Annotated in this window: 24 protein-coding genes; 17 read left to right on the forward strand and 7 right to left on the reverse strand. The window is 39.2% G+C overall.

All coding sequences use genetic code 11. The features are described from left to right. Positions 1-513 precede the first annotated feature (513 nt). The 6 genes from ESZ26_RS14920 to ESZ26_RS14945 all read left to right on the forward strand — a co-directional run bounded on the left by ESZ26_RS14920 (position 514) and on the right by ESZ26_RS14945 (position 8095). Positions 514-1389: a D-hexose-6-phosphate mutarotase gene (locus ESZ26_RS14920; protein WP_146800262.1), complete on the forward strand. Its 876-nt coding sequence runs from the start codon at positions 514-516 to the stop codon at positions 1387-1389. 121 nt (positions 1390-1510) lie between these two features. Next, the gene (locus tag ESZ26_RS14925; RefSeq protein ID WP_146800263.1) at positions 1511-2050 is read left to right on the forward strand and encodes a hypothetical protein; all 540 of its coding nucleotides are present in this window, start codon (positions 1511-1513) and stop codon (positions 2048-2050) included. 3 nt (positions 2051-2053) lie between these two features. Further along, positions 2054-3661 (forward strand): GMC family oxidoreductase, encoded by a 1608-nt coding sequence (locus ESZ26_RS14930; protein ID WP_223271664.1) that lies wholly within the window; start codon positions 2054-2056, stop codon positions 3659-3661. A gap of 1226 nt (positions 3662-4887) precedes the next feature. Beyond that, positions 4888-5178 (forward strand): OadG family protein, encoded by a 291-nt coding sequence (locus ESZ26_RS14935; protein WP_146800264.1) that lies wholly within the window; start codon positions 4888-4890, stop codon positions 5176-5178. A 10-nt stretch (positions 5179-5188) separates the two neighbouring features. Then, on the forward strand, positions 5189-6958 hold the full coding sequence (oadA, locus tag ESZ26_RS14940; RefSeq protein ID WP_146800265.1) for a sodium-extruding oxaloacetate decarboxylase subunit alpha: 1770 nt from the start codon (positions 5189-5191) through the stop codon (positions 6956-6958). Between the two features lie 6 nt (positions 6959-6964). Further along, positions 6965-8095, forward strand: coding sequence for a sodium ion-translocating decarboxylase subunit beta (locus ESZ26_RS14945; protein WP_146800266.1), 1131 nt, complete (start codon positions 6965-6967; stop codon positions 8093-8095). A gap of 134 nt (positions 8096-8229) precedes the next feature. On the opposite strand, the gene ESZ26_RS14950 is transcribed toward ESZ26_RS14945, so the two are convergent. The 3 genes from ESZ26_RS14950 to ESZ26_RS19280 all read right to left on the reverse strand — a co-directional run bounded on the left by ESZ26_RS14950 (position 8230) and on the right by ESZ26_RS19280 (position 10093). Beyond that, positions 8230-9030 (reverse strand): type 2 periplasmic-binding domain-containing protein, encoded by an 801-nt coding sequence (locus ESZ26_RS14950; RefSeq protein ID WP_146800267.1) that lies wholly within the window; start codon positions 9028-9030, stop codon positions 8230-8232. A gap of 95 nt (positions 9031-9125) precedes the next feature. After that, positions 9126-9809 (reverse strand): pyridoxamine 5'-phosphate oxidase, encoded by a 684-nt coding sequence (gene pdxH, locus ESZ26_RS14955; protein WP_146800268.1) that lies wholly within the window; start codon positions 9807-9809, stop codon positions 9126-9128. 116 nt (positions 9810-9925) lie between these two features. Next, positions 9926-10093 carry a PA3496 family putative envelope integrity protein gene (locus ESZ26_RS19280; protein ID WP_170246393.1) on the reverse strand — a complete coding sequence of 56 codons (168 nt, stop codon included), beginning with the start codon at positions 10091-10093 and terminating at the stop codon, positions 9926-9928. A gap of 218 nt (positions 10094-10311) precedes the next feature. Between ESZ26_RS19280 and ESZ26_RS14960 the strand changes: the two genes are divergently transcribed. After that, positions 10312-12537: a tRNA(Met) cytidine acetyltransferase TmcA domain-containing protein gene (locus ESZ26_RS14960; RefSeq protein ID WP_146800269.1), complete on the forward strand. Its 2226-nt coding sequence runs from the start codon at positions 10312-10314 to the stop codon at positions 12535-12537. Positions 12538-12549: 12 nt separating this feature from the next. Here the strand turns inward: ESZ26_RS14960 and ESZ26_RS14965 are convergent, their stop codons facing one another. Then, entirely contained in the window at positions 12550-12807 is a 258-nt protein-coding gene (locus ESZ26_RS14965) for a hypothetical protein (protein WP_146800270.1), read from the reverse strand. Continuing rightward, entirely contained in the window at positions 12798-13028 is a 231-nt protein-coding gene (locus ESZ26_RS14970; RefSeq protein WP_146800271.1) for a hypothetical protein, read from the reverse strand. Before ESZ26_RS14970 ends, ESZ26_RS14965 begins: the two co-directional genes overlap by 10 nt. Before the next feature lie 178 nt (positions 13029-13206). Between ESZ26_RS14970 and ESZ26_RS14975 the strand changes: the two genes are divergently transcribed. The 4 genes from ESZ26_RS14975 to ESZ26_RS14990 all read left to right on the forward strand — a co-directional run bounded on the left by ESZ26_RS14975 (position 13207) and on the right by ESZ26_RS14990 (position 16489). Beyond that, positions 13207-14121 (forward strand): ABC transporter ATP-binding protein, encoded by a 915-nt coding sequence (locus ESZ26_RS14975; RefSeq protein ID WP_146800272.1) that lies wholly within the window; start codon positions 13207-13209, stop codon positions 14119-14121. Between the two features lie 5 nt (positions 14122-14126). Then, entirely contained in the window at positions 14127-15131 is a 1005-nt protein-coding gene (locus ESZ26_RS14980; RefSeq protein ID WP_146800273.1) for an ABC transporter permease, read from the forward strand. Positions 15132-15365: 234 nt separating this feature from the next. After that, a complete protein-coding gene (locus ESZ26_RS14985; protein WP_146800274.1) occupies positions 15366-16103 on the forward strand; it encodes a transporter substrate-binding domain-containing protein in 738 nt (245 codons plus the stop codon). After that, entirely contained in the window at positions 16103-16489 is a 387-nt protein-coding gene (locus ESZ26_RS14990; RefSeq protein ID WP_146800275.1) for a YbaN family protein, read from the forward strand. The genes ESZ26_RS14985 and ESZ26_RS14990 overlap by 1 nt, the downstream gene beginning before the upstream one ends. A 10-nt stretch (positions 16490-16499) precedes the next feature. On the opposite strand, the gene ESZ26_RS14995 is transcribed toward ESZ26_RS14990, so the two are convergent. Next, positions 16500-17099: a DUF4202 domain-containing protein gene (locus ESZ26_RS14995; protein WP_146800276.1), complete on the reverse strand. Its 600-nt coding sequence runs from the start codon at positions 17097-17099 to the stop codon at positions 16500-16502. Between the two features lie 291 nt (positions 17100-17390). Between ESZ26_RS14995 and ESZ26_RS15000 the strand changes: the two genes are divergently transcribed. Next, the gene (locus ESZ26_RS15000) at positions 17391-19028 is read left to right on the forward strand and encodes a CTP synthase (RefSeq protein ID WP_146800277.1); all 1638 of its coding nucleotides are present in this window, start codon (positions 17391-17393) and stop codon (positions 19026-19028) included. 158 nt (positions 19029-19186) lie between these two features. Continuing rightward, positions 19187-20485 (forward strand): phosphopyruvate hydratase, encoded by a 1299-nt coding sequence (gene eno / locus ESZ26_RS15005; protein ID WP_146800278.1) that lies wholly within the window; start codon positions 19187-19189, stop codon positions 20483-20485. A gap of 231 nt (positions 20486-20716) precedes the next feature. On the opposite strand, the gene ESZ26_RS15010 is transcribed toward eno, so the two are convergent. Next, complete coding sequence (locus tag ESZ26_RS15010) at positions 20717-21610, reverse strand: mechanosensitive ion channel family protein (protein ID WP_146800279.1); 894 nt, start codon at positions 21608-21610, stop codon at positions 20717-20719. Positions 21611-21824: 214 nt separating this feature from the next. Between ESZ26_RS15010 and ESZ26_RS15015 the strand changes: the two genes are divergently transcribed. The 4 genes from ESZ26_RS15015 (at position 21825) to ispF (ending at position 24120) form a co-directional block, all read left to right on the forward strand. Further along, entirely contained in the window at positions 21825-22442 is a 618-nt protein-coding gene (locus ESZ26_RS15015; RefSeq protein ID WP_146800280.1) for a hypothetical protein, read from the forward strand. Between the two features lie 112 nt (positions 22443-22554). Then, positions 22555-22857 (forward strand): cell division protein FtsB, encoded by a 303-nt coding sequence (gene ftsB, locus ESZ26_RS15020; RefSeq protein ID WP_146800281.1) that lies wholly within the window; start codon positions 22555-22557, stop codon positions 22855-22857. Positions 22858-22864: 7 nt separating this feature from the next. Next, positions 22865-23623, forward strand: a complete 759-nt coding sequence (gene ispD, locus ESZ26_RS15025; RefSeq protein WP_146800282.1) for a 2-C-methyl-D-erythritol 4-phosphate cytidylyltransferase — start codon at positions 22865-22867, stop codon at positions 23621-23623. Continuing rightward, positions 23620-24120: a 2-C-methyl-D-erythritol 2,4-cyclodiphosphate synthase gene (gene ispF / locus ESZ26_RS15030; RefSeq protein WP_146800283.1), complete on the forward strand. Its 501-nt coding sequence runs from the start codon at positions 23620-23622 to the stop codon at positions 24118-24120. The genes ispD and ispF overlap by 4 nt, the downstream gene beginning before the upstream one ends.

A 24120-nucleotide genomic window follows, 5' to 3' on the forward strand; every position in this document is an offset into this window, starting at 1 on the left:
TGACGGTGGGTTTTGATAGTCTGACGGTGGTTGTTTAATCCCCTTGTCGTCATGCTGAATTCATTTCAGTATCTGGTGTTCGTGGTTCGAAGTACAGATCCTGAAACAAGTTCAGGATGACGGTGGGCTTTGATAGTCTGACGGTGGTTGTTTAATCCCCTTGTCGTCATGCTGAATTCATTTCAGTATCTGGTGTTCGTGGTTCGAAGTACAGATCCTGAAACAAGTTCAGGATGACGGTGGGAATTCAGGATGACGGTGGGGAGTCAGGATGACGGTGGGAATTCAGGATGACGGTGGGGAGTCAGGATGACGGTGGGCTTTGATAGTCTGACGGTGGTTGTTTAATCCCCTTGTCGTCATGCTGAATTTATTTCAGTATCTGGTCTTCGTGGCTCTAAGTACAGATCCTGAAACCTTCATGCTTAACTCGTTTCACTATCAAGGTGACGCTTATTTGTATTATCGTTATAATGATTTCATTATTACTTTGTAAAAACCGCTTGAGGTTGTATGTCATCAATTATTGCTGAAAATGAATTTGGTCAAGTTAAGCAAGTTCCGCTTACTGATCAAATGAATGCACTAGAAATTACCCACCACACTTGTACAGCAAAAATAAGTTTATATGGTGGCCACGTTCTCGCTTGGCAACCCGCTAACCAAAAGCCGGTATTTTGGCTGAGTGATGACGTTATTTTTGAACAGGGAACACCTATTCGAGGGGGCATCCCTTTGTGTTGGCCATGGTTTGGTCCGTATCAAGCGTCTAGTGGTGAAAAAGCGGGTAATCATGGTTTTGCTCGTCAACGAAATTGGCAATTTGATGAAGTGATCATTGCTAAAGATAGTGTTACGGTGACTTTATGCTTGTCTGGAGAAAATGAACACCCATCATGGCCTTATCAATACCAATTGAAGCAGCAGTTAATTTTTTCTGATCAATTTGAACAAAAATTATTTATCAGTAATCTATCATCTCAGGCGTTTGAATATTCAGCGGCATTACACAGTTACTTTGCTGTTAGTGCACCAGAAAATATTACGGTACCACCGTTAGCTGAGTTTCCCTTTGATGATAAAGTTACTGGTAAAGAACAGCAGTTTGCTGCTTTAGAAAATTGTCTGGGTGAAGTCGATCGTATTTATTACACTAACCAACAATGCTTAATCGAAGATAAACAATGGCAAAGAACTCTTAAAGTATCGTCAACAAATTGCCAGCAGTGGGTTTTATGGAATCCAGGTGTTGAGGTTGCTCAGCGAATGAAAGATCTTCATCTTGGCGCTGAAAAAGAATTTGTTTGTTTAGAGGCAGCCAATACTGACAGGCAAGTTGTCCAAGCAAATAAGACCGTGATGATCGGCCAGAAAGTCACGCTAACATAAACACATAAATAACAGCACTCAATATAAGCCACTAGACTTTGTCGCTATTATCCTTTATCTTTTGGTGATTAGTGAACAGGTAATACCAGTTGGTATTACCTTTTATAATTGTGGTGTCTGTGTGAATACAAGTCGTAGAGAATTCTTTAAAGTTAGTTTACTTGGCAGTGCCGTCTTGTTAGTTGGCAGTAGTTTGTCTGCTTTCGCACTGGCAAGCCCAAGTACAATAAAGCTACAAAAATTTGATTTTCTTCAAGCTTCTGATGCTGATTTTTTATTAGCACTCGCTCCTGTTATGTTAAAGAGTAACTATCCTGGTGTCTTAGCCCAAGACGCTGGACCGCGTTTATTAATGGCTGTCGATCAACAAATAAGCACTTTAGGTGAACATTCCCAAAAGCAATTACGGCAACTGTTTGATTTAATGTCATCAACGACATTACGTTATCTTGCTGGCGCACCGACCAGTGATTGGGCGGCAACCTCAACTAAAGAAATTGAAAGCTTTCTACAAGGTTGGAAAAACAGCCTATTTTCATTAAAACGTACCGGTTACGCTTCTTTAGGTAAGCTGATTATTATGAGTTGGTATGCTCAGTCAGAAAATTATTTACAAGCGGGATACCCAGGCCCTCCTAAAATATATCCACCGCAGGAATAAAACGTGAAAATAGTCTCTGAAATTCGTGGTATTAGCGATCCCTACTCAGCCAATAAAGCGATCACTAAGCAAACAGTGAATGCTAATCAGCTAGATACAAATATTATTAGTGCCGATGTCATTATTATTGGCACTGGAGCGGGTGGTGGCACCAGCGCGGAAATACTAGCGCAGGCCGGGCTTAAGGTGTTAATGATAGAAGAAGGGCCATTAAAGTCGACCCGTGATTTTAAAATGGATGAACGAACTGCCTATGCTGACTTGTATCAAGAAAATGCCGGGCGAGCCACAAAAGATGGTGGTATTGGTATCTTGCAAGGGCGCTGTGTTGGCGGAACTACCGTAATCAACTGGACCTCAAGCTTTAGAACGCCGTCACCAACCCTTGATTATTGGCAGAAAACATTTCAGGTAAAGGGCTGCAGCACCAGCGATATGGTCCCTTGGTTTGAAAAAATGGAAAAACGCTTAAATGTCACGCCATGGCAGGGCGGGGCGAATGAAAATAATTCGGTGCTCAAAGAGGGCTGTGAGAAACTCAATATTCCATGGAAAGTTATTCCGCGCAATGTTAGAGGCTGCTGGAACTTGGGTTACTGTGGTATGGGTTGTCCGACCAACGCAAAACAATCGATGCTAGTTACCACTATCCCTGATGCGCTTGAGCATGGTGCCACATTGCTTTATCAAGCTCGTGTCGAACGGTTAATTATTGAGAATAAAAAAATAACAGCGGTAGAATGTTTTGCGCTTGATGAGAATAAGAAAAAAACAGCGAAGAAAATCATCGCCAAAGCACCTTATATTATTTTAGCAGGTGGCGCGATTAACGGCCCTGCACTGATGTTACGCTCTAAAGCGCCAGATCCAAATAATCGTATTGGTAAAAGAACCTTTTTACATCCAACTGTTTTTTCATTCGCTCAATTTGATAAGGAAATATCACCTTTTTATGGTGCGCCACAAACTATTTATAGTGATCATTATCAATGGCAAAATGGTGCTACCGGGCCTTTAAGTTATAAGTTAGAGGTACCGCCATTACATCCGGCTATGTCATCAATTATGTTAATGGGGCACGGCACTAAACATGTTGCCGATATGGCAAAACTTAATAATACCCATGCAATGTTAGCGTTGTTACGCGACGGCTTTGACGCTGATAGTGAAGGTGCCAATATAACGCTTTCTGATGATGGTAGCCCGATTGTTGATTATCCGATGAATGATTATTTATTTGATGGGGTAAAACGCGCTTATTTATCGATGGCTGAAGTGCAATTTGCTGCCGGCGCAAAAAGAGTTCGTCCGGCACATCAACACGGGCAATGGTTTGAAAGCTTTGAGTCTTTTAAGGCTGGTTTTAATCAACTTGAGCATGAAGTTAGTAACAACTTAATTGGTAGCGCTCACGTTATGGGAGGGCTGGCAATGGGCGAAAACAAAGCGTTATGCTTAGTTGATAGCGATTGTAAGTACCATTATTTAGATAATTTATGGGTATTTGACGGCTCTGTTTTTCCTACATCGATTGGCACTAACCCACAACTTTCGATTTATGGCTTAGTTTGTAAACAAGCGACCAAGCTTGCTAAAAAGCTGAGCAAATAATAAAGGTCTTATTTTTGGCGTTGAGCGATTTAACAGCTAAACTTACGCTGAAACATAGCCTTGATTATGATATTTAGCCCTCTTGTCGTCATGCTGAGTTTAATCCAGTATTTGTGTGTTTGTGGTTCGAAGTACAGATCCTGAAACCGTCATGCTGAACTTGTTTCAGTATCAGGATGACGGGGCGCGTTCAGGTTGACAGTGGTCGCTTTATACTCTTGTCGTCATGCTGAATTTATCTCAGTATCTGCTGTTTTTGGTTCGAAGTACAGATCCTGAAACAAGTTCAGGATGACGGGGGCGTGTTCAGGTTGACGGGGGTTGCTTTATACTCTTGTCGTCATGCTGAACTTGTTTCAGTATCAGGATGACGGGGGTTTGTTCAGGATGACGGGGCGCGTTCAGGTTGACGGGGGTTGCTTTATACTCTTGTTGTCATACTGAATTTATTTCAGTATCTGGTGTTTTTGGTTCGAAGTACAGATCCTGAAACAAGTTCAGGATGACGGGGCGCGTTCAGGTTGACGGGGGTTGCTTTATACTCTTGTTGTCATACTGAATTTATTTCAGTATCTGGTGTTTTGGTTCGAAGTACAGGATGACGGGGGTTGCTTTATACTCTTGTCGTCATACTGAATTTATTTCAGTATCTGGTGTTTTTGGTTCGAAGTACAGGATGATGGGGGTTGCTTTATACTCTTGTCGTCATGCTGAATTTATTTCAGTATCAGGTGTTTTTGGTTCGAAGTACAGATCCTGAAACAAGTTCAGGATGACGGGGGTTTGTTCAGGATGACGTGTTTGTATGTTCAGGATGACCGTGGTTTTGTGTTCAGGATGGCGGGTGCTTGTTCATGTTTTTGGCTGGGGTATTTGAGATTTTCTTTGTTCAAAATAGCTCGCCAATATACATGCTAATGCACTTGTTTATTTGTTAATTTAATACCCTTTATATATTTATTCACATATTTAGAATAAACCAAAGCTATATGTATATTGTATATTATAGTGGTTTTTAACTCGCTAGCTCAGCAATATCAGAATACTATATTGTATACAATATGGTAAATATACAGTTTTTAGTTAATAAAGTGCTAAAAAAACTGAATATTTACTCTAATCTATATTGACACAAAATTATTTTTATGAAACTGCAATAATTAGTTTGCTTTTTAGGCATTGGAGTGATTATTCTACTAAAACTTTTTGTTTGAATGAGACTTTTCATGGAACACCTAAACCAATTATTTGTAGAAGCGGGCACGTTAATGTTTGCTGGCATGGTCTTCGTTTTTACCTTTTTGGGATTAATGATTGTTTTTATTAATGTGGTTTTAAAACGCCTCGCCATCAAATTTCCAGATGCGGTTATCCAAACAAGATCGGCCCGTACAAATCAAAAAACAAAACAAAATGTTGATGGTGTTTCACCTAACGTGGTGGCGGCAATTACTTCTGCTGTAACGCAATACCGTAAACAACATAATCAACCCTCAAGCACCCATAAAACTAAATAGGAATAAACTCATGACAAAGCCATTAGGTATCACTGAAGTTGTTTTAAGAGATGGTCATCAATCATTGCTCGCCACTCGTTTACGTCTTGAGGACATGTTACCCATTGCGCCAAAACTTGATGAAATTGGTTTTTGGTCAATTGAGTCTTGGGGTGGTGCTACTTTTGATTCTTGTATTCGTTATTTAGGTGAAGATCCTTGGGAACGTTTGCGCGCATTAAAAAAAGCGATGCCAAAAACTAAACAGCAAATGTTATTTCGCGGTCAGAATATTTTAGGTTACCGTCATTATGCTGATGATGTGGTCGAAAAGTTTGTTGAACGTGCTCATGTTAATGGTATTGACGTGTTCCGTATTTTCGATGCAATGAACGATGTACGTAATTTACAAACCGCAATTAAATCAGCCGTTAAAGTAGGCGCTCATGCGCAAGGCACATTAAGTTATACCGAAAGCCCAGTGCATACCCTTGAAGGCTGGCTAACGATGGCTAAGCAAATTGAAGATATGGGCGCGCATTCTTTGTGTATTAAAGATATGTCTGGTTTATTAAAACCTTACGATGCTGAAGAATTGATTGGTCGCTTAAAAGAAACGGTTTCTCTTCCTATCGCTTTACATTGTCATGCGACCACAGGTTTAAGTATCGCTACTCACATGAAGGCGATTGATGCGGATGTAGATGTTATTGATACGTCTATTTCGTCAATGAGTATGACTTACGGCCATTCACCAACAGAAACGATTGTTTCGATTGTTGAAGGTACCAAACGAGATACTGGTTTAGACATGGTTAAGCTTGCTGAAGTTGCGGCTTACTTTCGTGAAGTCCGTAAAAAATATGCCAAATTTGAAGGCAGCTTAAAAGGTATCGATGCGCGTATTTTACTTGCACAAGTTCCTGGTGGCATGTTAACAAATATGGAAATGCAGTTAAGAGAACAAGGCGCTGCAGACAAGCTTGATGAAGTATTAATTGAAATTCCAAAAGTCAGAAAAGACTTAGGTTATATCCCCTTAGTGACACCAACCTCACAAATTGTTGGTACGCAAGCGGTATTAAATGTATTGACCGGTGAACGTTATAAGACAATTACCAAAGAAACCGCCGGTGTCTTAAAAGGTGAATATGGCGCAACTGCCGATAAAGTTAATGCCGAATTGCAAGCGCGTGTTTTAGATGGCGCAGAAGCGATAACTTGTCGTCCTGCTGATTTAATTAAACCTGAGCTTGATAACCTTACTGCAGAATTAGAAACGCTTGCTAAAGAGAAGCAGATTGAATTAGCAGATGAAGTGATTGATGACGTTTTAACCTATGCATTGTTCCCGCAAATAGGACTGAAATTTCTAGAAAATAGAAATAACCCTGATGCGTTTGAACCTGTGCCTACGATTGAAGACGCGGTAGCAGCCTCTGCACCCGCTAAAAGTTCAACCGCGCCAGAAAGTTATGCGGTCAGTGTTGATGGTCAGGTATTTGACGTTGTTGTCGCACAAGGTGGCGATATTAGTCAAATAACTCAGTCTAGCAGTAGCGAAGTAACTAAACAGCCGTCATCAACGGCTGAAGCTTTAAATGCACCACTTGCGGGCAATATATTTAAAGTGTTGGTTCATGAAGGTGATGAAGTTGAAGCCGGTGAAGTTGTCATCATCATGGAAGCAATGAAAATGGAAACTGAAATTCGTGCAGTTAACTCAGGTACTATCACTTCATTGCATATTAAAGAAGGCGATTCTGTGACTGTTGGTCAAGCTTTATTGGGTTTAGGATAGATAATAATGGATTCATTAAATAAACTTTGGTTGTCTACCGGCTTAGCTAACTTTGAGTCGGGTCAGGTGATCATGATGATTGTTGGCTGTTTACTACTTTATCTTGCGATAGCGCGTAACTTTGAACCGTTATTGTTATTGCCGATGGGCTTTGGTGCGATATTAACCAATATTCCATTAGCAGGGTTTTCAGAAGTTGGTGGTTTATTACACTTCATTTACTATGCGGGTATAGATACGGGGATATTTCCGTTGATTATCTTTATGGGGGTGGGTGCAATGACCGACTTTGGCGCGTTAATCGCCAACCCTAAAACCTTATTACTTGGCGCTGCTGCTCAGTTTGGTATTTTTGCCACTTTATTTGGTGCGATTGCTTTAAACGCAATACCCGGTATTGAATTTACCCTTAAAGATGCATCAGCTATTGCTATTATTGGTGGCGCTGATGGTCCTACCGCGATATTTTTAGCCTCGAAATTAGCCCCAGAATTATTAGGTGCTATTGCCGTTGCTGCTTATTCGTATATGGCCTTAGTGCCAATTATTCAGCCACCTATTATGCGTGCATTAACCACTGAAGATGAACGTAAAATTGAAATGGCGCAGTTGCGCCCAGTCACTAAAATTGAAAAAATAGTATTCCCGCTAGGCGTTCTCATGATGACTATTTTCTTTTTACCATCAGCAACACCTTTAGTAGGCATGTTCTGTTTGGGTAATTTGATGCGAGAATGTGGCGTGGTTGACCGATTAAGCTCAACAGCGCAGAACGAGTTAATTAATATTACCACTATATTCTTAGGTTTAGGAGTGGGCTCTAAATTAAGTGCCGAAGCTTTTTTGAATATTGAAACCTTAGGTATTTTAGGTTTAGGCGCCGTGGCATTCTCAATTGGTACCGCTTCTGGGGTATTAATGGCTAAGTTAATGAATAAACTTTCATCAACACCTATTAATCCTCTTATTGGTGCTGCCGGTGTTTCAGCTGTACCTATGGCGGCACGTGTTGCTAATAAAGTCGGCTTAGAAGCTAATCCACATAACTTCTTATTAATGCATGCGATGGGACCTAATGTTGCCGGTGTACTTGGTTCTGCGGTTGCAGCAGGTATATTACTCGCTTTAGTGGGATAGACACTGCGGTAGGCTTAACGCGTTAAATAATAAAAAATGGGAAGCTTAGCTTCCCATTTTTGTTTGCGCTTTATCGAAATAACTAACGCCATTGCTCGACACTAAGTGACATCTTCGCTAACTGCTCTACTTTTCTATTCAATCACACCATTATCAGGCAATTGGGCGTATGGGGTTATTTTTTTAAAGTAGCGGCTAGTGTTTTCATATAGCAGCTCATCTAATTGTTTTTTCAGCCTTGCTCCTGCTTCATCGTTTGCAACAGCAAGACTCGCCGCAATAATTTTAAACTTTTGATAATAAATTTTTTGTGGGCTTTCGGGGGAATTGAATTCAATAGGAATTTTAGTGTTTAGATCATTTTGTAATTGTTTAATCGTCGACATCATAGCGACCCGTTCGAAAAGTATGACTTTGAGTCTCCCGCGTGCCATCATCATAATTAATTGCGCTAAACTACTGACCTCGACAAATTTCTCTCTGGGTACTTGCGCTAATTCAGCAAAAAAATCAGCATTGCCAATTAGCGTACCAATACTCCCTTCGGGTAAATTTTTGATGTCAAAGTGAGTGGGGGACGTTGAGTAAAGATCGACAGTAGTGTCAAAGTGCCAAGCTAACTCCTGTGCGTATTGGTAAAAGCTTTCTGTTTCATTATCTTTAGGTGTTAAGCCGACCATATCGATACGGTGACTTTTTAATTCTCGTTTTGCTCGAGCATAAGTCATTATTTGATAGTTAAAACGTAGTGTTGAATTTTCTTGTAGGCTATTAAGCATATCAATGACAAAACCACTGCCGTCTTCGTTTACTAACGGCGGAAAGGGCTCTAAACCTACTAAGGTTTCGCTATGGCTGGCTAATGGTTTAACGCTAAATAAAGCGGATAAAACAACAACGCCGATAACTTTATATAACACTGATATGTTATTCAAATAGACATCCTACCAATTTAAGGGTTAACGATTAACGATATGGGGAAATTATTATCGATAAAATGTTCACATAAACACCTTTAAAATATCATTCATTAAGGGTTTAATTTAAATTGACGCCATAGCACCTTTTTATCATTTTCATTTTCATTTTCATTTTGCTCTAGTTCAAAGCAAATTCGGTCATGCAAGCGATTAGCTCGACCTTGCCAAAACTCAAGGTAATGAGGTTTTATTCGCCAGCCACCCCAAAATTCAGGTAATGGGACTTCTTGGCCTGCAAATTTTTCAGTGTAATAAGCTTCGCTCTGCTTTAATGCTTCTTTACTGGCAAGTGGTGAACTTTGCTTTGACGCCCAGGCACCAATTTGGCTACCACGGTCTCTGCTATGAAAATATTGCTCTGACTGTTGATGGGTCACTTTTTCTACAACACCTTCTATTCTGACTTGGCGTTGCAGTACATTCCAATGAAATAATAAGGCGATTTTACTATTCTCGTTTAAATCTTGGCTTTTACGACTGGCGTAATTGGTATAAAAAACAAAACCATCGTCATTAAACTCTTTTAACAACACCATGCGAGAGCTAGGCTGCCCCTGTTTATCACAACTACTGACCGACATAGCTTCGGGTAATAAAATGCCTGACTTTTTCGCGTCATCAAACCATTGACCGAATAATTCAATGGGCTTTGTTTGGTCAGAAAAATCGGGTAGTGGCAAGGCAACACCTTGACCAAAGGTTAATAAGCAGCGTAATTTTTCAAATAATGTCATAGCGGTAAATTAAAATGATGTTAAGGAGAATGAATTCATTAGATAGTAGCATGAATGTTTTATCCGACAATAAGAGATTATCGGCTTAATGTAATCGAATGTTAGAACAGTGATGATTAAATATCCCAATCATCACTGAAGTCTAATGCTTCACGAAGGCGTTTTTTTTCTAGCAAATCATCGATACGCTTGCGTACCTTACTATTCTTATCTGCTTTTTTACCGGTGGCGAGATCTTTATCGTAGTTTTCAGACTCGTCATTTGCTATATATTCATCTGCCATTATCGTGTTTTTCTCACGGTTAAGTATTTTTATTAAAAGGGATTAATTTCAAGATAGGCAACAACTGAGGAAATTTCAATAAAATTGCTCAATCGGCTACTTTTGGTACTATTAATTTTCAGTAAAATAACCGCTGATAACAAATAAAACTATTTGAATTGTGCTAGCAGATTGATAAACTGATTTATCTTTAGCTCTACAGAATTTAGCGCCTGCTTATGTCTAACCCTAATTTCGTCGAATGGCTTGAACAATTGCAATGCCAGGCGTTGAGCAAATTTCAGCGACAATTGGTGTTACTTGTCGGTGATGCTTGTTGGGTAAAACAGTTACTGCAACTCAATGAAAAAACTCAAAGTAAAAACGCTTGGCTGGTCTTTAGCCATCACCAAGAAATACCTGCCACGATAAACAACAAACATTTTGCTCAACAATTGGGTAGCGAGCATAGAAAAATCCTATTTTCAGGTGTTGAAAATACCGACTGTGCAGCGCTTAATAGCATTAATTTAGATGCCTTTGCGGCACTCTCTGGCACGTTAGTCGCTGGTGGTGTTATGTTTTTATGGCTTAAAAAACCGTTAATACAAGCGATTGAGCAAACAAAGTTAGCTTCACTTAAGTATTTTTATCAACAATTACTCGACAATAAAACCCTGATAACGATTACACAAAATGACAAGCAAACTTTTCCGTTGTTAGATAATATAACGCCAGCAATCCCTGCTACGGCAGGTGATTTTTTATACCACTGTAAAACCAAAGAACAACAAATAGCCGTAGAGCACATAATTAAAGTTAGCCAAGGTCATCGAAATCGGCCCTTAGTGTTAACCGCTGATCGTGGACGAGGTAAATCATCGGCGCTTGCTATCGCCTGCGTTGAGCTCATCACAAACAATACGGCTATCGGCAATGAGAAAATTGATATTGTTATTACCGCGCCTCACGTTCGTTCGCTATCGGTTTTTTATCGTCAACTTGCTTGTTCATTAGCGACGCTTGACGAAAAATTCGACTATGTTAATGCCAGTAAAACCGCTTTGGTTCATCGATTGGGTTCGATAACCTTTGTTGCGGTTGATCAACTCCTTCGCCGCGATGATGCATTGAATGTTTCGCTCTTGCTGGTTGACGAGGCCGCAGCCATTCCGGTGCATTTATTAACAAGCTTAACCACTCGTTTTTCTCGTGTTGTTTTTTCGAGTACAGTACATGGTTATGAAGGAGCAGGGCGCGGCTTTACGGTAAAGTTTCAACAAGAGTTAACAAAGCAAGTACCGCAATGGCGAAGCTTTCATATGCATCAGCCTATTCGCTGGCGTCAAGAAGACCCATTAGAAGTCTTTGTTTTTGAAAGTTGTTTACTCAACGCCAAGTTAGCAGAGCTACCGGCAATAACTCAGCCTGTATTAGCTAAGCTTGCTTTGAGTAAGCCGGCCCTGAGTGAATCCTCAGCAAAGCAGCTAACTAAAGCGTCTTTGTCTTTTAGCCAAGTGTCATCGACGTCGCTGATTGAAAATACGGCGTTATTAAAGCAAGTTTTTGCTGTGCTGGTAACCGCTCATTATCAAACGTCACCGAACGATATTACGCTATTACTTGATAATAAAGCGCTGCAATTATTTATCGCTAAATTAGGTGACGATATTGTTGGTGTTGCCTTACTACTTGAAGAAGGCTGTAATAAAGCCGCCGATATTAAAGCGATAGCGACCAATCAACGTCGACTAAAAAATCAGTTTATTCCTCAGTCTTTACTGACTCACTGTGGTTTTAGTGAAAGTTTTAATTATCAATATCTTCGGGTTTTACGTATTGCTATTCATCCGCAATATCATCGTTATGGTTTTGGTAGCTGTTTTATTAAGGCGCTAGAAACCTTTGCTAAAAAGCAACAAGTTGATTTTATTGGTGCAAGTTTTGGTGCAAATGCGCAGTTACTTAAGTTTTGGCAAGATGCCGATTATCAAATTGCTCGAATAGGTTTTACTAAAGACCAAGCCAGTGGTGAACACTCTGCGTTAGTGGTTTCTGCGATGAGTGACCGAGGACAATTTTTTGAACGAAAAATTGCCAGTGAATTTTATAGTTCATTTGATTATTTACTCACCGATGAATATCAAGGCTTGTCGGCTAAATTAGTTTGGCAAATATTACATCATTATCCTGATAAAAGTTTACCCCAGCTAAGTGCCCATCAATTGAGCAGCATTAACGATTTTATTCTGCAAAAACGGCAGTTTAGTCACTGCGTAAAAGCGTTACATTATTGGTGTCTTTTACACTGTAAAGAAAATTATCAAGCAAAGGTCTTGTTGTTAATCGAGCGTATTTTACAGAAAAAGCCAGTTGATGAAGTGTGTAAAAATCATCAACTAACCGGTAAAAAAATGCTAAATAAGGCATTAATTGATTATATTGCACAGGTTCAGGCGTACTAGCTAGTTAATTGCTTAGGCAATCTGCTGCTGCCAAAATTTGAGCATAGTAAAATAATGACAAGGCTGGCTGGCGAAAGCGGTGAAGTCGTCATGTTTGATAAGGCGAGTTAAATAATAGCTAATCACCTTGGCTAAACCATTACTGGGATGCTGCGCATAAGTCTTGGTTAATACGCTTAACCAATCCTCTATTTGACAAAGCTCGCTTGAATAAGCAATCGCGCAATGAATACTGTCTTTATGAGAGTACGCTGAATAAGTTAACGACATAGCGGTTGCTCTCCTTGCAAACTGCTTTGTAAAAGTGACTGCCATAATGTTTTACGTGCAGCATCATCTAGGCATCTACACTCATTACCGGGTAAAGCGCCAGACAAAATTAACTTCTCCAATAAAATTATTGGTAATTCAACTTGTGCTTTCTCAGTATGTATCTGGTGATAACTTTCTTGGATATTTTTCCTATTGATAGAATATTGCTGTGTACCCATGATAAAACTCCTTTGCTTTGCCGATGACGTTATATTTAATTTAATATAACAACCACCTTAATGCAAATGATAATTGTTATCATTTGCATTATTTGGTGTTTTATTATTTTTAGTGATGTGATTTTTACAAATATCGCATTACAATAACGCGCAAGCATTCGGTATTATTAGGAAAGTTATGACGCAGGGTCAAGAACGGGTAGGTCAAACAAAAAACGATGTTATTGAAGTTAATAATTTAGTGAAAAGTTATAAAGGCGTACAAGCGGTTGATGATATTAGTTTTACCATTACTAAAGGTCATTGTTTTGGTTTGTTAGGCCCTAATGGTGCAGGAAAAACAACCACCATTGAAATAATGGAAGGGATAATTCCAGCGACCAGTGGTGAAGTGCTTTACTCAGGAAAAAGCATAGGTAAGGATATAAGTCAGCAAATAGGCATTCAATTTCAAAGTACTGCTTTACAAGATTTTTTAACGGTACAAGAAACCTTAAATTTATTCACCGCGTTTTATGACAATACTTTGCCTCATGCGCAATTGATTGAACTGTGTGGCTTAAAGGACTTTTTAGATAGGGATAACCGTTTGTTGTCGGGTGGACAGCGGCAACGATTATTATTAGCACTGGCATTAATTAACGATCCTGACATTATTTTTCTCGATGAACCAACCACGGGGCTTGATCCACAAGCGCGCCGTAATTTTTGGCAGTTAATAAAAAATATTAAAGCCCAAAATAAAACGGTTATTTTAACAACTCATTACATGGACGAAGCGGAACAACTTTGTGATGAAGTGGTTATTATGGACAATGGTAAAATTATTGAAAGTGGCACACCCAATCGATTACTCGCTAAGCATTTTCAGGAGGTCTTTATTTACCTGCCTAAAGAACAAGTACCACAGGAGCTCATTGAAAAACATCAGTGGACTATAGAACACGAGCGCGTTGAAATAACTACGCAACATGTGGAAGAAACGATTAGCTTGTTAATTGCTGAGCAAATTCCGTTAGAAGGTTTACAAGTAAAGTCTCCAAATCTTGATGATCTTTTTCTAAAACTAACTGGCCATTCGTTAAGAGAGTAATACTAATGAATTTCAAACGTTTTTTTGCGGTAGTAAAAGCCCGTAATATTGAGTTTTTTCGCGATCGTTCATCGTTAGGATGGAATTTATTTTTCCCTATTCTAATGTTAGCAGGTTTATCTTTTGTTTTTTCGGGTGATGGAAAAGCCGTTTATAAAGTGGGGGTTATAGACAGTAAGACTGTTCAATCAAGCTTTATGGACACACGTTACGTTGACTTTATCGACTATCAAGATAAAGCCTTAGCAACCGTAAAGTTAGAACAACATGCTATTGATTTTTTAGTCGACTTTAGCCAAAAAAGTTATTGGGTTAATCAAGGTTCACCCAACAGTTACCTGGTTGAAAAAATCTTTTTAGGACAGCACAATAACTTTCAACGCTTAGAAACCTATGGTAAGAAAATTCGTTATGTCGATTGGGTGTTGCCTGGTATTTTAGGCATGAACATGATGTTCAGTTGTCTATTTGGTGTTGGCTACGTGATAGTACGTTATCGTAAAAATGCGGTATTAAAACGTTTAAAAGCGACACCGCTTTCAGCGTTTGAATTTGTATCAGCACAATTGGTGTCACGTATTTTTATTGTGATGTTTATGTCGAGCGTTGTTTATATTGGCTGTAATTTCTTTTTTGATTTTTATATGTTGGGCAGCTACTTGGATCTATTTATTATCGCGGTTTTAGGCGCTATTAGCTTAATATCTTTGGGTTTACTGGTCGCGAGTAGAAGTAAGAGTGAAGAGCTTATTGGCGGCTTACTTAATTTGACCTCATGGCCAATGATGTTGCTGTCTGGTGTTTGGTTCAGCCTAGAAGGTGCACCGAATGCGGTAAAAGTTTTTGCTGACTTTCTACCGTTAACCCATTTAGTGGCTGGCGCGAGAAAAGTGATCACTGAAGGTGCAACGCTTGCGGATATCAGTTATCACCTGACCGCGCTGTTGATTATGAGTTCTATTTTCTTAGCGTTAGGTTCATATTTATTTAGTTGGAATACCGAGCGCTAATAACAGCTTCTGTTTTATAGCGAGACCTATTAATAATCATACTAGGTCTCGTTGCACGCCAAAAACCGTCTTTAACACGCCTCTCATAGCAGAGGTGGTCATCGATAAAGTCTCGTTGTTGAGCAAAGATAAGTTTGTGGTAAATCAATTAAATTTAAAGTGTTTAAAAAAAATAATTTTTTTATTTTATAAAATATATTATGCTTAATTGGTAGCAGTTAAGGATAGTTATTAGTGATTACCAATCGTGTGTTTATTAAGTTTATTTGCCTTTTAAGTGTGTTTTTTTACTGTAATAGCAGTATTGCGACAGATATATTGCGTGTTAGTATTCCTCAAATGCCGGTTCATGCGGTTAGTCAAAATGAAGGAGTATTGGTCGATTTTGTTAAAGTACTTGCCAAAAAACTAGACCAAAATATAGAAATACAGATAGTGCCTTTTTCGCGCTCAATCTATTATGTGGTTACCAATAAAGTTGATTTTCACCTACCCTTTATTAAGCCTAATGATGATAGTCTGCCCAAAGATAACTTTATTTACTCAGACGAAACTATTTTTCATGTCAATTTTGTGCTTTACACCCACAAAGATAGGCTTGTTGATATAAGTAAGCTAGCAAATTACCATATTGAAACTGACAGTGCCCATCTGCCTTTTTTTGGCGAATTAAAGATGGGATCTAGTTGTATTCTTTGTAGTTTAAAAAAAGTGCAACATAAAATGACCGACGGTTATATTTTTGCTGACTCTTCCACCGATCCTTTATTACGTGAAAACTTAGCGTTGTTAGCTGGGGTTAAACGTCAACTTTACAAAAAATTTGCAGTTAAAATGGTCTTCCCCAATACGAAAAAAGGGCAAGAGCTCAATAAAACACTCAGTGCAATTATTAATGAAATGCGCTTGTCAGGGGAGCTAGAGCAGTTATTATTCTCGGTTGACTTTGTGTATAATGATTGGCAAATATAATGAATGAACTGTTAGCACAGAGACTCTTGAAACTTACTGGTATGTTATTTGTAGGTCTTGCGCTACTCGGTGTAGTGTTGCCGATTCTTCCCACCACACCTTTTCTATTAGTTGCCGCGAGTTGTTTTGCTAAGTCTTCGCCACGTCTATATAAAATATTACTTAGTCATAAAGTTTTCGGGCCATTAATTCACCATTGGCAAACATCAGGCAGTATTCCTAAAAAGGCTAAAACAATCGCTTTAACTACTATTATCTTAGCCGCCATTGGTTCTTGTTATCAATTAGACGATAACTTACTGCGCGTGTTAGTTATCGTTTTAGTTGCAGGGCCCTTTATTTTTCTATGGCGTTTGCCTCTTTCAGCGGAAGATCAACAAACTTAACCATTAACTGTTAGTCAGCGAGTGCCTTACCCACTAAGGTCGCTAAGTGACTAGGTAGTGTTAACGAAAGCGCTATTTCGTGGCCACGTGCTGACATTTTTCCCCAAGTCTTTTTTACTATCCTAATGATTTTAGCTTCGTTGTCTACTTCGGTGTATTTAGCGGCAAAAGCGTCAAAGTAATATTGTAAAAATACTAAGCAAGCGACATCTTCTAACGTTTGTGTGTCAGTATTTGTTTTGAGCTGTTCTTTTCTTAAAATACAAGCGGTCAATTCAGCCTCATGCTCAGGGTAATCATTCTCTAACATTAATGACTTCGTGAGCTGAGCATGGAACTTTCCTTGGGCAATACGCCATTGATAATAGCCCGCTTTACCTTCATCAAATTCGGTACGCTTTAAGTCCCAGCGTTTAATATGCTGTGCCCGCACTGCTATTTGTAATAATTCATTTGATTGAGGAAAGTATTGCTCAAGGCAAGAAGTCATGTATTGACCATACAGTAATTCATTGGCTTGAGGATGCCCATTAACAAGTGTTTGATTGGGATCTTCACTATTTATTTTATCGATAGCACAAAGTACGGCGGTTAAACGAGATGAAGTCATAGAAGGTATCCAATGCCTAGGGTTAATTAAAACAATATGTTAGCTTTTTATCGATAAAATAAACACAAGCATTAAATATTTTTGTCAAAATAACAGAAATTGATCTGTTGATCATATTGTCGTGGTAGCTAGTTTTAAGTATAATGTTTTCCCGTCCTGCTAGGTTGGTGCGTTTTTCAAAATCATGACTAAACTTACCTCATTATTCGCTAATTAATTCGTATAATAAGCCAGCAAAACAACTTAAGTAAAACACACAAAATTCCTGCTCACTCTGACTTTTGGTATCACATGACAACTAGATATATTTTTGTAACCGGCGGCGTTGTATCGTCTCTTGGTAAAGGTATTGCCGCGGCTTCTCTTGCTGCAATTCTTGAAGCGCGCGGCTTAAAAGTCACAATGTTAAAACTTGACCCTTATATTAATGTTGACCCAGGTACGATGAGTCCTATTCAACATGGTGAAGTGTTTGTTACTGAAGACGGCGCGGAAACTGATTTGGATTTAGGGCATTATGAACGATTTATTCGTACCAAAATGACCAAGCTTAATAACTTCACCACCGGCAGAATATATCAAGATATTCTTGCACGTGAGCGCAAAGGTGAGTTCTTAGGTGCCACTATTCAAGTTATTCCTCATATTACTAACGACATTAAACGTCGAGTTATCGAAGGCGCTGAAGGTTATGACGTTGCTATGGTTGAAATTGGCGGCACGGTCGGCGATATTGAATCACAACCCTTCTTAGAAGCTATTCGTCAGTTAGGTACCGAATTAGGCCGTGAACGTGCGATGTATATGCACCTAACCTTAGTACCTTATATTAAAACAGCCGGTGAAATTAAAACAAAACCAACTCAACATTCAGTGAAAGAGCTACGTTCAATCGGTATTGTTCCTGATATTTTAGTGTGTCGAAGTGAACGCACTGTGCCCGCTAATGAGCGAGCAAAAATATCTTTGTTCACCAATGTTGCTGAAAAAGCAGTTTTATCAATGCGTGACGTTGATAGTATTTATAAAATTCCAGCGCTACTTAAAGCACAAGGTATTGATGAACTAGTCGTTAAGCGTTTTGGTCTTGATGTGCCGCCAGCAGATTTAAGTGAATGGGAAAAAGTACTTTATCAAGAAGCTAACCCGTTTGGCGAAGTCACCATAGGTATGGTCGGTAAGTACATCGAATTACCAGATGCTTATAAGTCTGTTAACGAAGCATTAAAGCATGCCGGCTTGAAAAACCAAGTAACGGTAAACATTAAATATATTGACTCACAAGATCTTGAGAGCAAAGGAACCGATATTCTAGGAACCGTTGACGCGATATTAGTGCCAGGCGGTTTTGGTATTCGTGGCGTTGAAGGTAAAATTTTAGCGGCAAAATATGCCCGTGAAAACAAAGTGCCTTACTTAGGTATCTGTTTAGGTATGCAAGTGGCGCTCATTGATTATGCCCGCAATGTTGCTGGTCTTACTGACGCTCATAGCACTGAATTTAACTCTGAAACCCCACATCCAGTGGTTGGTTTAATTAATGAATGGTTAGATGAAGAAGGCCAAGTTGAATACCGTCATGAAAATTCAGACTTAGGCGGCACTATGCGTTTAGGCTCACAATTGTGCCACCTTGTGAAAGGTACCAAGGCATATGACGTATATGGCAGTGAAACAATTTATGAGAGACACCGTCATCGTTATGAGGTAAATAATAACTACCGTGACCAAATCAGCAAAGCTGGTTTGGTGTTCTCGGGGTTATCTACGGATAAAACATTAGTTGAGATGATTGAAATACCAGATCATCCTTGGTTTATTGCTGGGCAGTTCCATCCTGAGTTTAATTCAACTCCACGTGATGGACACCCATTATTTGAAAGCTTTATTGCTGCTTCATTTGAGCATCAAAAACAGCAATCAAGTTAAACCTGAAAATTAATAAAACCGTAGCATAGTGCTGCGGTTTTGCTTTCTGGCATAATTATTTATGGCAAAATGTTTTATCAGTAAAATGTAAATTAAAAATTATTAGCAACTTAATAGCGGTTCATTCGCTGTAGTGCACTCAATTTAAAGGAATTATAATGTCGAATATCAGTAAAATTATCGCCCGTGAAATTATGGACTCTCGTGGTAACCCAACCGTTGAAGCTGACGTGTTTTTAGCATCGGGTGCTTGGGGCCGTGCTGCTGCACCCTCTGGCGCATCAACCGGTTCACGTGAAGCGTTAGAGTTACGTGATGGTGATAAGTCTCGCTATTTAGGTAAAGGCGTATTAAAAGCGGTTGCGGCGATAAACAATGACATTCAAGCGGCGTTGATTGGCCAAAGTGCTTTAGAGCAAGCAACTATTGATCAAATCATGATCGACTTAGATGGCACTGAGAATAAAGAAAAATTCGGTGCTAACGCGATTCTTGCGGTTTCATTAGCAAATGCAAAAGCAGCGGCAATGGAAAAGAAAGTACAATTGTTTGAACATATCGCTGACTTAAACGGTACACCGGGTCAATACTCATTACCTTTACCTATGATGAATATCATCAATGGCGGTGAGCATGCAGATAACAACGTTGATATTCAAGAATTTATGATCCAACCGGTAAGCGCTAAAAACTTTAGTGAAGCATTACGTATGGGCGCTGAAATCTTCCATGCCTTGAAAAAAGTATTATCGGCGAAAGGCTTAAATACTGCAGTAGGTGATGAAGGTGGTTTTGCACCAGATTTAGCCTCAAATGCTGATGCTTTAGCTGTTATTAAAGAAGCGGTTTCTGCTGCCGGTTATGAATTAGGTAAAGACATTACGTTAGCGATGGATTGTGCTGCTTCAGAATTTTACGATAGTGAGAAAGGCATTTACGACCTTAAAGGCGAAGGCAAGCAGTTTACGGCTAACGAATTCTCTGATTTTTTAGCAACACTATGTGAAGAATATCCTATTGTTTCTATTGAAGACGGTTTGGATGAGTCTGATTGGGATGGCTTTGCTTACCAAACAAAATTATTGGGCGATAAAATACAAATTGTTGGTGATGACTTATTCGTCACGAATACTAAAATATTAGCACGTGGTATTGAGCAAGGTATTGGTAACTCAATTTTAATTAAGTTTAACCAAATCGGTACCTTAACCGAAACCTTAGCGGCGATTAAAATGGCGAAAGATGCCGGTTTTACTGCTGTTATCTCTCATCGTTCAGGCGAAACTGAAGATGCAACGATTGCTGATTTAGCGGTAGGTACAGCGGCAGGCCAAATTAAAACCGGTTCACTTTGTCGTTCAGACCGTGTTTCTAAGTATAACCAATTACTACGTATTGAAGAGTACCTTGGTGATAAGGCTATATTTAACGGCCTGTCAGAAGTTAAAGGACAATAATTTTAATTTTTTTGCTAATTATCTTTAATAGCTGCATCGCTCGTACTCATTGACTATCGTCAACTCCGTGCGACCGCTTTGCTCTAAAAGCAATTAGCGGCTAAATTAATAATTATTCGTTATTTTAATTCTTTATTTTAGTTATAAAGATAGTGATAAAAAACCACTCATTTGAGTGGTTTTTTTATGCGTTTAATTTATGGTTGAATGCAGACTTATCTAACCATGGTACTAAGTTTGTGAAATCAAATGAACATCGCGTTGTGGGAACGGGATCTCGATATTGTTTTCTTTTAGGGCTAAGTATATTGCTTTGTAGGCTTTGAATTTAGCATCATAATAATTAGCGGTAGGTGTCCATAAACGTATCGAAATATTGATCGAGCTGTCAGCAAATTCGTTGATCCCAATTTGTGGCTCGCGCGATTCGCCAACGATATTGAGTTCATCTATAATTTTTTCTAAAATAGTGATCACTTGTAATGGATCTTCTTTATAGGCGATACCCACCGTTAACTCTAATAAGGAGTCATGTTTGGAGTTGTGTAATATCTCGCCAACAATATGTTTGTTCGGTATGGTAATCGCAACACCGTCTTGGTCATGAATTATGGTATAAGCGAGCAAAACTTCTTTTACTATACCAGTAACACCGCGTACCGTTATGGTATCACCCACCACGAACGGGCGAATAATAATGATATTAAAACCAGCGGCATAGTTGGCTAATAAACCTTGTAAGGCTAAACCCGCGCCAAGAGAAATCGCACCAATGGCGGCTATAAATGGTGTAACACTAATACCTAACTTACTTAGCGAGATAACGGTTATCATAATGACAATAAGCATTCTGGTGGTGCTGGCCAAGAACTGACTTAAGGTGACATCAAGTTTATGTTTTGTACATAGTTTCAATACCACGTTTGATATTTTTCCGGCGACGATATAGCCAAGCGCAAAAATAATGAAGGCGCCAATTAATTGGAAAGTATAATTAGCAAAAAAATCAACGATAATATTATAAACATAACTGACCTGATCTAGTTCTTGTCGTAATAAATCTGCTGGCGCTAAAGAGAGTGTTTTTTCTACTGCTGGGGTTTCACTTGCTACTTTTTCAAACATATATTTCTCATGAATTTTCAGTGTTAGGGGATGTGAGTTCAATTAACAGCACAGCACTATTGGTTAATGTTAAGGGCGATAAAGCCGACAACGTGCATGGTAATGGGCGTAAATAAAGAATATAGCTTTATTTTATCTTTTTCACACAATAGGTTATGCTTAAACTACCGGTTGAATTCTACCCAGTAACGTATTAAAAAGCACTCAATTATTCATGAATGAACAAACCTCGATATGGCAAAGGGATTATCAATCAGCTGATTTTGCTGAGCTTTGTAATGCGCTATACGAAAGAGAGTTAGCGCAATTGAGTGTCTATTCTCTTTCATCAGCTGCGTCGATTCAGGGGCGACTAAAAAGTTTACCTCATTATATTAAGCGTACGGCAAATTCAATGCTACAAGTACAAACACCCCTAAAGCTTGATGTGCAAAATGCCACTTGGTCAGCTAAACAAAGCCTACACATGCCTCTAAACGGTCAAGATAGCGAGTCAGTGAATCAGTGGTATTTGTCGACGCCATTACACTATGGTCTAGTGGTGCCTATTGCCAAAGATTCCACTATATTATTAGACTCTATTGACAGAATTGATCTTGAGCAACAGCGTTTTAGAACCAATCTTCATGGTTGGTTCTATTTAACCACCCTTGAACAAAACCAAGCTACAGGGCAATTACTCAAACCGAATAAGAAAGTGATGACGGCAGCTTGTAGTGGCCACTGTTGGTTAAATGCTCATCGAGCAAACCCTTTGACGCCGAGTTTGCGTGAGTTGTTATTATCGTGTGCGATTAACTGGCGGAACTTTAAGCAATCGTTAGCAATTTAATTTTTAAAAACTATAAATACGTTAATAATGTTTACACCAGCAAACACCTATTTATAATGGCAGTCGCACTGGTACTTCTCTCACTAAATTTTAGGCTTTACATTAGGTTTTTATGCGCGCTATAACCGTACTTTTACTGGTTTTTCTGATGTTATTACAATACCGACTCTGGTTCGGGAAAAATAGTGTGCCTGACTATCTTGCTTTAGAACAAGAAGTACAACGTCAAATAGCAGACAACGACAAGCTCAAGCAACGTAATAAATTATTATATGCCGATACCGATGATTTAAAGTCAGGCGTTGAAGCTATTGAAGAGCGTGCTCGAAATGAGTTGGGGATGATAAAAGAAAACGAAACATTTTTTCGTTTAATACCCTCTGAAAAAAATACCATGCAAATAGACCCGGAATAATAATGTTATGCTAATTAAGCCAATAGAGCTTACTCAACAATTTATTGCTGTTGTCCCTGCCGCAGGCGCAGGTAAACGTATGCTGGCCAACTGCCCTAAGCAATATTTAACCATTGATAATAAAACCATTTTAGAACACACCGTTGAACGCTTGTTAAGTCATCCGTCGATAAATAAAGTGATTATTGCGCTCAGTGCTAATGATGAGTACTTCCCACAAACATCATTAATCAATAATGTTCAGGTTGAAACCGTTATCGGTGGCAAAGAGCGAGTTGACTCGGTACTTGCCGGATTAACCGCGATTGATCCTGAAGACTATTCTTGGGTATTGGTGCATGATGCTGCCAGACCTTGTGTCACTCATGATGATATTTCAAGCTTAATTACTCATTGCCTAGCAAAAGAAGTGGGTGGATTATTAGCAGCGCCGGTGCGAGACACCATGAAACGATCAGTTTTGAGTACGTTAAATGGTCAGCAAGTTTTATCAACGGTAGCGCGAGAAAATTTATGGCATGCGCTAACCCCACAAATGTTTCCAGTGAGGGAATTAAAAGCGGCAATTATTAATGGCCTTAAGCAAGGTGCTGAACTTACCGATGAATCATCAGCGATTGAACGGGCTAATTTACCTAGTTTGTTAATTTCGGCAAGCAGTGAGAATATAAAAATTACCCACCCTGACGATCTCGCCTTAGCCACTTTTTTCTTAGCTAAGCAAAAACAACAGCAACACAAACCAACACAACAGGAAACACCATGAGAATAGGCCACGGCTTTGATGTCCATAAATTTGGCGGTAAGGGTCCTATTGTTTTAGCCGGCGTAGCAATAGATTACCCGCAAGGTTTTATTGCTCACTCTGATGGCGATGTGGCTATTCACGCGTTATGTGACGCAATATTGGGCGCGCTTTGTTTAGCCGATATTGGTAATCACTTTCCCGATACAGATGGCCAGTATGAAAATATCGATAGTCGAATTTTATTAAGACACGTGGTTGGTTTGATGATTGAAAAGGGCTATCAGCTCGGTAATGCCGATATTACTATTGTTGCACAAGCCCCTAAAATAGCGCCGCATTTATTAGCGATGCGCACTTGCTTAAGTAAAGACTTACAGGCAGAGCTAGATCAAGTTAATGTTAAAGCTACCACCACTGAAAAGTTAGGTTACGCAGGTCGTAAAGAAGGCATCGCTGTTCACGCTGTGGTCTTACTAACAAAATCTTCTGCTGCCGTTAAAGAGAATAATCAATAA

The sequence above is a fragment of the Colwellia hornerae genome (genome assembly GCF_007954355.1).
GTDB classification, from domain to species: Bacteria; Pseudomonadota; Gammaproteobacteria; order Enterobacterales; family Alteromonadaceae; genus Colwellia_A; species Colwellia_A hornerae.